This window comes from Dietzia cercidiphylli (assembly GCF_014145145.1).
Classification (GTDB): Bacteria; Actinomycetota; Actinomycetes; order Mycobacteriales; family Mycobacteriaceae; genus Dietzia; species Dietzia natronolimnaea.
The window spans coordinates 1-8,289 of record NZ_JAALEA010000218.1; the positions used below are offsets into that span (position 1 = coordinate 1).

The following is an 8,289-nucleotide window of genomic DNA, read 5'->3' on the forward strand; positions in this document are numbered from 1 at the left end:
GGCTCGTCCCGGACCCCGGGGCGCCGTCCGCCTCAGGGGCCGCCTCGGGGCCCGAGCCGAGCAGGGTCGCGGAGACCGCGGCCGCGCCCATGCCCAGCACCCACACCAGCATGAACGTGGCGGCCGCCCACAGGGAGTCGGAGGCCAGCGACAACGCCAGCATGACGAACCCGAGGCCCAGGGTGTCGGCCTTGGTCACCGCGTGCAGTCGGCTACGCAGGTCGGGGAACCGGAGCAGGCCGACGGTCCCGGCGGTGAAGAACAGCAGTCCCGCCGCGGCGGACAGGACGATCGCGACGTCGCGCGCCATCTCCAGCGCGTTGCTCATCGACGCCCCGGCTCCGCGGTCACGACGGTGACGGTGACGACCAGCGCCAGCGCCACGAGTGCGAGCGCCGCCGAACGGACCGCCGGGGCGCCGGCCAGGACGGACAGCGTGCACAGCAGGGCGGCGCCGGTGGTGCCGGCCAGCACGACCCCGGTGACGCGGTCGCGTGGGCCGGGACCGCGGACCACCCGGACCAGGCAGGCCAGGATGTTGAGGACCAGCACGACCACCAGCGCCTGCAGGACCACGGTCACCACGTCCACGGCTACGACCCCTGCACCACTACAACCCCAACACCGAGCGGGCGATGAGGAAGTACACGATCAACCCGATCGCGTCGACGAACGTCGTGATGAACGGGTTGGAGAACACCGCCGGGTCCGCCCTGACGGCCTGCGCGAGCAGCGGCATGAGCCCGCCCACCGTGGCGGCGATGGTGCACAGCGCCAGCAGTGTGAACCCTATGACCATCCCGAAGTCGAATCCGAAGATCAACCCCGCGGCGACGAACCCCACCCCGCCGAGCGCCAGACCCAGGATGAACCCGGTCCGCACCTCCTGCACCAGGACCCGCAGGGCGTCGCGGGGGCGCACGTCGCCGAGGGCCAGCGCGCGGGTGACCGTCGTGGCCGCCTGGTTGCCGGTGTTGCCGCCGGTGCCGATGATGAGCGGCACGAACAGCGAGAGCGCCACCACCTGCTCGAGCGTCGTCTCGAACACCGCGAGCACCTGCACGGTGAGCGCGGCGCCCAACCCCAGCACGAGCAGCCACACCACGCGGGAGCGGACGATGGACCGGACGGGCGTGGACAGGTACGGCCGACGGAGCGGCTCGGCACCACCCTGGCGGGCCGCGTCCTCGGTCTCGGCGTCCTCGAGGATCCGCAGCGCGTCGTCGACGGTGAGGATGCCCACGAGGCGGTCCTCCTCGTCGGTGATCGGCAGGACTATCACGCGCTCGTCCGCGCTCAGGCGGGCGGCCTCCTCCTCGGAGGCGCGGGCGTGGATCGAGATGGCGTCGTTCATCAGGTCCCCGACGAGGGTGTCGGGATCCGCGCCCATGAGGGACCGGAGTCCGACGACGCCGATGAGGCGGCGTCCCTGGTCCACGACGGGGATGGTGTAGATCGTCTCGACGTCGACGAGCCGGGCGCGGACCCTGTCGAGCGCCTGATCCGCAGTCATCTCCGGTCGGGCGGAGACGAACTCCGGCGTCATCCTGCGGCCGATGGAACCGGCCGGGTATCCGAGGATCTCGTTGGTGAGTGCGCGCTCCTCCGGCGGCAGACCGCGCAGGAGGCGGGTGGCGACGAACGCCGGGAGCTCGTCCATGAGCGCCACGCGGTCGTCGGGGTCGAGTTCCTCGAAGAGGTGGGCGACCTGCTCCTCGCGCAGCCCGCGGAGCAGCTCGGACTGAACCGGCGCGTCGAGGGCCTCGAACAGCACCAGTGCGCGCCCCTTGGGCAGCAGCCGGAACGCGACGGCCCTGTCCCGGTCGGCACTGCGCTCGAACATGTCCACCACGACCTGGTCGGGCAGTGATGCCATGAGGCGCGAGGCCGCCCGCAGATCGCCGCGGGAGCGGAGCCGGGCCAACCGCCGGGTCGCCTCGTCCAGACTCATCTCGCCGTAGGTGTTGTCCTCGTCGGCATGCTCGTCGACCAGGGCGAAACCCGTGGCGTCGGTCGGTGGCCCCCCGGGATCGTCCGGGAGATCGCGCGGCTCACTCATCACGAGCTTCCTCCGGGTCATGGGGCGGGGCGTCGGCCGTGAACCTGATCTGCGAATACAGGGTCGCCGTGGTGGGTGCGGCACCGGAGAGGAACCCGGCGCGGGCGATGTACATCGCGCCGATGGCGGAGGAGGCGAACTGGAGGAGCGCGGCCACCGCCAGCTTGGGTGCCGCGTCCCAGGTGGGGTGCAGCAGGAAGGCGCCGACGATCACGAAGACCAGCCCGAGTCCGGCGGCCGCACCGATCGCCGATGTCCGGACGTAGAGGTCCGGGAACCGCAGGAGACCGACGGCGCCACCGAGGAACACCACGGAACCCGTCACGATGGAGACCGATCCCAGGACGGTCGCGACCAGTTCCCAGCTCATCGCCGACCTCCCGACATCAGCCGGGCCAGGGAGAGAGCGGAGACCAGGCCCACCAGGGTCGCCACCAGGACGAGGTCGTAGACGAAGGGGCTGTCCACCCTGACGCCGACGAGGGCGAGGAGAGCGATGAACGCGAAGAAGAGCAGGTCCGCTGCGATCGCCCGGTCCCCGGCGTGGGGTCCACGGATCATGCGGTAGGAGGACATGACGGCGGCGATCCCGACGAGGATGATCGCGATGTCGACGACGATCATCGGATGAACCCCTCTCTCCGGACCGCGGTCAGCATGTGGTTCTCCATACTCTGTATCGAGGTCGTCAGATCGTCGGGATCTGTGAAATACATCCCGTGGACCACGATCTCCCACTCTCCACCCTCCCCGGGGTGATCTGCGCCCAGGGTCAACGTCCCCGGCGTCAGGGTGATCAGCGCGGACAAGGCGGTCACCTCGAGCTCGGTGCGACACCGGGTGGAGTACCGGACGAACCCGGGCGTGATCGCGGCGTGGGGCAGAAAGGCGTCCCGGACGACCTTCGCGCTGGTCGTGGTCTGCTGCCAGAGAAACCAGAGCAGGAACCACAGGATCCGCAACGGCCAGGTCCACGTGGCACTCCTCCGAGTGGCGATTGTCATCCCAGCACCGCCTGAACGTATCCGGTCGGGTCGTACAGGTTGGCCGCCGCGGTCCCGGACAACTCCAGCAGCAGCTGACCACCCAGTCCCAGCGTCAGGGTCACCGCGGCGAGCACCAGCGAGGGCGCCGCGAGTGCCAGACCGATCCGGCGACCCGGGGGCACCATGACGGTATCGGGGGGCCCGGCCGCCGCCGTGGCGGTGGCCACCGTGGAGGTCGCGGCGCCACCGCTCGCGGCGTCACCGGTCGCGTCGAGCCCGGCGCGGTCCCGGCCGTCGGGGATCCCCGGGGCATCGGAGTAGGCGGGGTCCAGACCCTCCGGGAGCGTGCGGGAGTCGGTGGCGGTGGGTTCGCCGAGGAAGATCCCCGTCCAGATCTTGAGCATCGACAGCAGGGTGAGGATGCTCACCGCCACGGCGACGGCCGCGGCGGCGATCTGCCCGGCGTCGAGGGCGGCGATGATCAGGCTGAGCTTGGCCACGAAGCCGGAGAAGGGCGGGATCCCGGCCAGCGACATGGCGGAGGCGAAGAACGCGATCGCGATGAGGGGCTCGGTCTTGGCCAGTCCCGAGAGCTGCCCGAGCCGCCTGGGTCCGTAGCGCACCTCGATCGCGCCGATCGCCAGGAACAGCCCGGCCTTGACGATCATGTGGTGCAGCAGATAGAAGATGCCGGCGGTGAGCCCGAGGGGGCCGAACAGGGCGACCCCGAGCAGGATGTAGCCGATCTGGCTGACCATGTGGAACGCGAGGATCGAGCGGGGGGCGGCCTCGCCCACCGCGCCGAGGACGCCGATCAGCATGGTGGCCGAGAACACGACCACGCCCACCCAGAGGTAGCGGGAGTCCCCGTCGAAGATCACCGCGTAGACGCGGTAGATCGCGTAGATCGCGATCTTGGTGTGCAGTCCGGAGAACATCGCGGTCACCGCGGGGGACATCTTGGGGTACGCCCGCGCCAACCACCCGTGCACGGGGACCACGGCGGCCTTGATGGCGAGCGCGAAGAGCACCAGGGCGGTGGCCACGGCCACAGCGGTGTCCTCGGACGCGGCCCCGTGGAGTTCGGCGATGTTGACGGTCCCCGTCAGCCCGTAGATCAGGGCCACGCCGATCAGCAGGATGGTCGAGGCGAGCAGGTTGACCGAGATGTAGAGCCGCGACGCGGCGACCCCGGCCACGCTCGCCCGCCCGGACCGCGTGATCATCATGAGCCCGTACGAGGGCAAAAGCATGACCTCGACAAAGACGAAGAAGTTGAACAGGTCCCCCGTGAGCAGGGCCCCGTTGACGCCGGCGGTCACGAGCAGGACCAACGGCGGGTAGAACCGCTTGAACGCCTCCCCGGCCGCCACGGCGAAGACCGCGCACGTGAGCGTCAACAGGCTCGTCACCGTGAGCATGAGAGCGGAGAACATGTCGAGCACGAACGGGATGGCCACCCCGGGGGCCCACAGCGCGACCTGGTGCACCACGACCGACCCGTCCGACACCCACGGCACGGTGGCGACGGCCGCGGCCAGCTGCGCCACGAGTACGACGAAGAGGACCGACAGGACCAGGCGCGTCCGCGAGGCGACGGCGACGAGCAGGCCCGCCGCCAACAACGGGACGGCGACGAACAGGGTGAGGGCGGACTCCAGCATCATCGGTGGGCCCCTTCCGCGTCGTGGTTCGTCGGCTCGTCGGGTTCCGGGTCCTCCGGGTGGGCGCCCCCCGGGATCTCCGGGAGGAGGTCCAGGTGGTCGAGATCGCCGACGTCGGTGTCGTCGTCGTCCCCGCCGATCACCGCCAGCACGAGCAGGTAGATCGTGATGGCGAACGCGATGACGATGGCGGTGAGCACGAACGCCTGCGGCAGACCGTCGGCCGTGAGCGACGGGTCGGGGTCGGACACCAGTGGTTCCTCGCGCCGGGACGCCCCGCCGGCCGCCATGAGCGTGAGGTGCGCGGCGTGGCTGAGCAGGATGAACCCCAGGATCAGCCGGACCATCCCGCGCTGCAGGACGAGGAAGACGAAGCCGGCCATGAGGACGCCGACGGAGATCGCGAGGGTCATGCCTGTACCTCCCGGTTGTCGGCCGCGTCGAGGACCGGTTCCGCGTCCTCGGTGGTGGCGGGGTCGGTGGCCTCCGCGCCCGGGCCGGGGGGCGGGGGCGGCACGGCGGGTTCGTCGCTCCGGTCGTCCCCGCCGAGCTTGTCGATCGCGGCCATGACCACGCCGAGAACGGCCAGGTAGACGCCCACGTCGAAGACCAGCGCGGTGGTGAGGTGCACGTCACCGAGGTAGGCGTGCAGCGGCAGGAGGAAGGAGCCGTCGGCGAAGCCCGCCAGGCCCGTGAGGACCCCGATGATCACGCCGGCCGCGATGACCGCGACGTACGGCACGCGGATCCGCGCCGCCTCGTCGCTCGGCGCGCGCAGGTAGTAGATCGCGATCCCGGCGCCGCCGATGAGCGCGGAGTTGAAACCTCCGCCGGGGGCGTTGTGGCCGCGCACGAGGAAGTAGAGAGAGAGGAACACGATCAGGGGGCCCAGTACCCGGGCGAACGTGCGGAGGAAGACCCCGTTGTCCTCGGCGGGCAGGAGCGGCGAATTCGAGGGGACGGAGAGACGCACCTGGCGACGGGGCAGGGTGCGCCTGGCGTGCAGAGCCAGGACCACCGCGAGTCCGGCCACCCCGAGCACGGTGAGTTCGCCGAGGGTGTCCAGCGCTCGGTAGTCCACCAGGACGGTGTTGACCACGTTGATGCCACCGGTGTCCTCCTCCGCGTTGTCGAGGAAGTACCGCCCGACATCGGAGAGTTCCCGGCGACCGGTCATGGCCCACACCGCCGCGCCCGAGGCCAGGCCGATCACGATCGCGACGGCCGCGCTGACGAGCATGCGTGAGCGGGAGACCATGTGGAAGGTGGGGGGGAGTCGCTGGAGGACCAGGACGATGACGACGACGGTGAGGACCTCGACGAGGAGTTGGGTCAAAGCCACGTCGACCGCACCGAGAGTGAAGAACCACAGCGCCATGGCGAACCCGACGATCCCGACGTTCGCGACGGCGCCGACCCTGGAGCGGGAGATGACCATGGCTGCGGTCCCCACCACGAGCAGTAGCACCACCACCCAGTCCTCCGCCCGGACGGGTGAGCCCACCTCGGGTTCGGGGCGGACGACCGCCACACCCACGGCGGCCAGGGCGACCAGCACCACGAGGACGGCCCAGACGTGCCGGGAGATCCGATCCGTCCGGGTGACGTCGCCGACGCGCGCCCCGCCCGCGATGGCCCAGCGGCGCAGCGCGTCGACCGTCGCCACCCCGGTGATGGGGGCGAGCTCACGGTCGAGGAAGCGGTCCAGGGGATTGCGCACCAGGACCAGCACGATGCCGAACGCGATCACGGCCATCGACATGAACAACTCGGGCGCGAACCCGTGCCACAGACCGAAATCCGCCTTGTATCCCTCGCCGAGGGAGGCGCGGGCCGCTGCCGCGACAGCGGGTTCGAGGAGGAACCCGGTGAATCCGAGCACCAGCCCCAGCACCGCGGGCAGGGCGGCGGGGAGGAAGAACGTGGCGTGGGGCGCCTCGATGGTCTCCGGGGTGCTGTGTACCGGCTCGGGGCCCGGCCCCGCCGGGGGGCCGTGGGTGACGAACCCGCCGAGCAGGAAGCGTGCCGAGTAGGCGAAGGTGAAGGTGGCGGCGAACACGGCCAGGGCACCGAGCGCGGGCCCGGTCCACGCGGCTCCCGGCGCGTCGAGCATGGATTTGAACATCCACTCCTTGGACACGAAGCCCAGCAGCGGGGGCAACCCCGCCATCGACGCCGCGGCCAGGCCCACGCCGATCGCCGTGCCGGGCATGATGCGGTAGAGCCGCGGGAGACCACTCATGGCCCGGGTGCCGGTCTGCTGGTCGACCACTCCCACAAACATGAACAGGGACGACTTGAACAGCGCGTGGGCGATGGTGTGCACGATCGCGGCGACCATGGCGGCCGGGGTGCCGACGCCGATCGTCGCCACCAGGAAGCCCAGCTGGCTGATCGTGGAGTAGGCCAGCAGTTCCTTGAGGTCGTCCCGCTGCATGGCGAACACGGCCCCGAGCACGGCGGTGGTCATGCCGCAGGTGATGAGGAGGAGGTTCCACACCGGGACGTCGTGCAGTGCCTCGGAGAACCGCAGCAGCAGGTAGATGCCGGCCTTGACCATGGCGGCCGCGTGCAGATACGCGCTGACCGGCGTCGCCGCGACCATGGCGTCCGGCAACCACGCCTGGAAGGGGAACTGCGCGGACTTGGTGAACGCGGCCATGGCGATCAGCACGGCGATCACCGTGGCGAAGCCGGGGTCAGTCGACCACACCGGATCGACCAGGATCTCCGACAGCACGGTGGTGCCGGTGCGGACCACCATGAGCGCCGCGGCGGTGAGCAGGCAGAGCCCGCCCGCGACGGTGACGAGGAGCGTCCGCACCGCGGGCTGCGTCCCCTTGGGGCCGGCGAGCGCGATGAGGAAGAAGGAGCACAGGGTCGTGAACTCCCACGCGACGAACAGCAGGACGACGTCGTCCGCCAGGACCAGCCCGAGCATCGACGCGGCGAACAGCGTCATCAGGCCGTAGTACCCGCCGTGACCGCCACCGCGCCCGAGGTACCGGGACGAGTAGGCCATCACCACGGCCCCGATCCCGAGGACGATCATGGTGAACACGCGGGCCAGCGGGTCGAGGGACAGGCGGAGTTCGACGCCCAACGCGGGCATCCACGCGACCGTGGAGACGGTGTCGACGGGGACGGCGAACCAGATGTACAGGGCGAGGCCGCCGAGCAGCGCCGCGAGCGGCCATCCCGCGTCCCGCCCCATGGTGCGGGCCAGCAACGGTGAGATCGCCGCGATGCCGAAGGCCACTGCGAGGGCGAGGGTCAGGGTCACGTGCCGTTGGCTCCGGAGGTGGTCGAGATGGGCGTCGGAACAGACCCGTGGGTACCGAGCCCGCCGGGCCAGGCTAACACTGTCCGCCGGGGTGGATTCGGGCAGGATTCCGGGGCATGCCGAATGACCTGCGGGAACGAGTGCGCCACGTCACTACCATCCACGGCATGCCCCCCACCCCCAGTGCAGCCGACCGCGCGGACGAACCTCTGGACGACCCGGTCGACGAGCCCGTCGACGAGCCGGTCGGCGGGGCGCCCAGCGGCCCGGGCCCCGGCAGGCGGGCCCTCGCGCTGG

At 70.7% G+C, this 8,289-nt stretch carries 9 protein-coding genes; all 9 read right to left on the reverse strand.

What is annotated here, in order from left to right; translation table 11 throughout:
- A partial coding sequence (locus G6028_RS08360) for a cation:proton antiporter (protein ID WP_182658609.1) occupies positions 1-328 on the reverse strand: 328 nt, incomplete at its 3' end.
- The gene (locus tag G6028_RS08365; protein WP_182658610.1) at positions 325-591 is read right to left on the reverse strand and encodes a hypothetical protein; all 267 of its coding nucleotides are present in this window, start codon (positions 589-591) and stop codon (positions 325-327) included. The genes G6028_RS08365 and G6028_RS08360, both read right to left, overlap by 4 nt.
- A gap of 19 nt (positions 592-610) precedes the next feature.
- On the reverse strand, positions 611-2,059 hold the full coding sequence (mgtE, locus tag G6028_RS08370; RefSeq protein ID WP_182658611.1) for a magnesium transporter: 1,449 nt from the start codon (positions 2,057-2,059) through the stop codon (positions 611-613).
- Positions 2,052-2,429 carry a cation:proton antiporter gene (locus G6028_RS08375; protein ID WP_182658612.1) on the reverse strand — a complete coding sequence of 126 codons (378 nt, stop codon included), beginning with the start codon at positions 2,427-2,429 and terminating at the stop codon, positions 2,052-2,054. The genes mgtE and G6028_RS08375 overlap by 8 nt, the downstream gene beginning before the upstream one ends.
- Complete coding sequence (locus G6028_RS08380) at positions 2,426-2,683, reverse strand: MrpF/PhaF family protein (RefSeq protein ID WP_179524400.1); 258 nt, start codon at positions 2,681-2,683, stop codon at positions 2,426-2,428. The genes G6028_RS08375 and G6028_RS08380 overlap by 4 nt, the downstream gene beginning before the upstream one ends.
- Positions 2,680-3,063: a Na+/H+ antiporter subunit E gene (locus G6028_RS08385; protein WP_179524401.1), complete on the reverse strand. Its 384-nt coding sequence runs from the start codon at positions 3,061-3,063 to the stop codon at positions 2,680-2,682. The genes G6028_RS08380 and G6028_RS08385 overlap by 4 nt, the downstream gene beginning before the upstream one ends.
- Entirely contained in the window at positions 3,060-4,712 is a 1,653-nt protein-coding gene (locus G6028_RS08390; protein WP_182658613.1) for a monovalent cation/H+ antiporter subunit D family protein, read from the reverse strand. The genes G6028_RS08385 and G6028_RS08390 overlap by 4 nt, the downstream gene beginning before the upstream one ends.
- Positions 4,709-5,122 carry a sodium:proton antiporter gene (locus G6028_RS08395; RefSeq protein WP_182658614.1) on the reverse strand — a complete coding sequence of 138 codons (414 nt, stop codon included), beginning with the start codon at positions 5,120-5,122 and terminating at the stop codon, positions 4,709-4,711. The genes G6028_RS08390 and G6028_RS08395 overlap by 4 nt, the downstream gene beginning before the upstream one ends.
- Positions 5,119-7,992 carry a DUF4040 family protein gene (locus tag G6028_RS08400; RefSeq protein ID WP_182658615.1) on the reverse strand — a complete coding sequence of 958 codons (2,874 nt, stop codon included), beginning with the start codon at positions 7,990-7,992 and terminating at the stop codon, positions 5,119-5,121. Before G6028_RS08400 ends, G6028_RS08395 begins: the two co-directional genes overlap by 4 nt.
- Positions 7,993-8,289: the final 297 nt, after the last annotated feature.

Coding starts and splice junctions, on each gene's coding strand:
- G6028_RS08385 (WP_179524401.1), bottom strand. CDS start 3,063: ATGACAATCGCCACTCGGAGGAGTGCCACGTGGACCTGGCCGTTGCGG.
- G6028_RS08375 (WP_182658612.1), bottom strand. CDS start 2,429: ATGAGCTGGGAACTGGTCGCGACCGTCCTGGGATCGGTCTCCATCGTG.
- G6028_RS08380 (WP_179524400.1), bottom strand. CDS start 2,683: ATGATCGTCGTCGACATCGCGATCATCCTCGTCGGGATCGCCGCCGTC.
- G6028_RS08395 (WP_182658614.1), bottom strand. CDS start 5,122: ATGACCCTCGCGATCTCCGTCGGCGTCCTCATGGCCGGCTTCGTCTTC.
- G6028_RS08390 (WP_182658613.1), bottom strand. CDS start 4,712: ATGATGCTGGAGTCCGCCCTCACCCTGTTCGTCGCCGTCCCGTTGTTG.
- mgtE (WP_182658611.1), bottom strand. CDS start 2,059: ATGAGTGAGCCGCGCGATCTCCCGGACGATCCCGGGGGGCCACCGACC.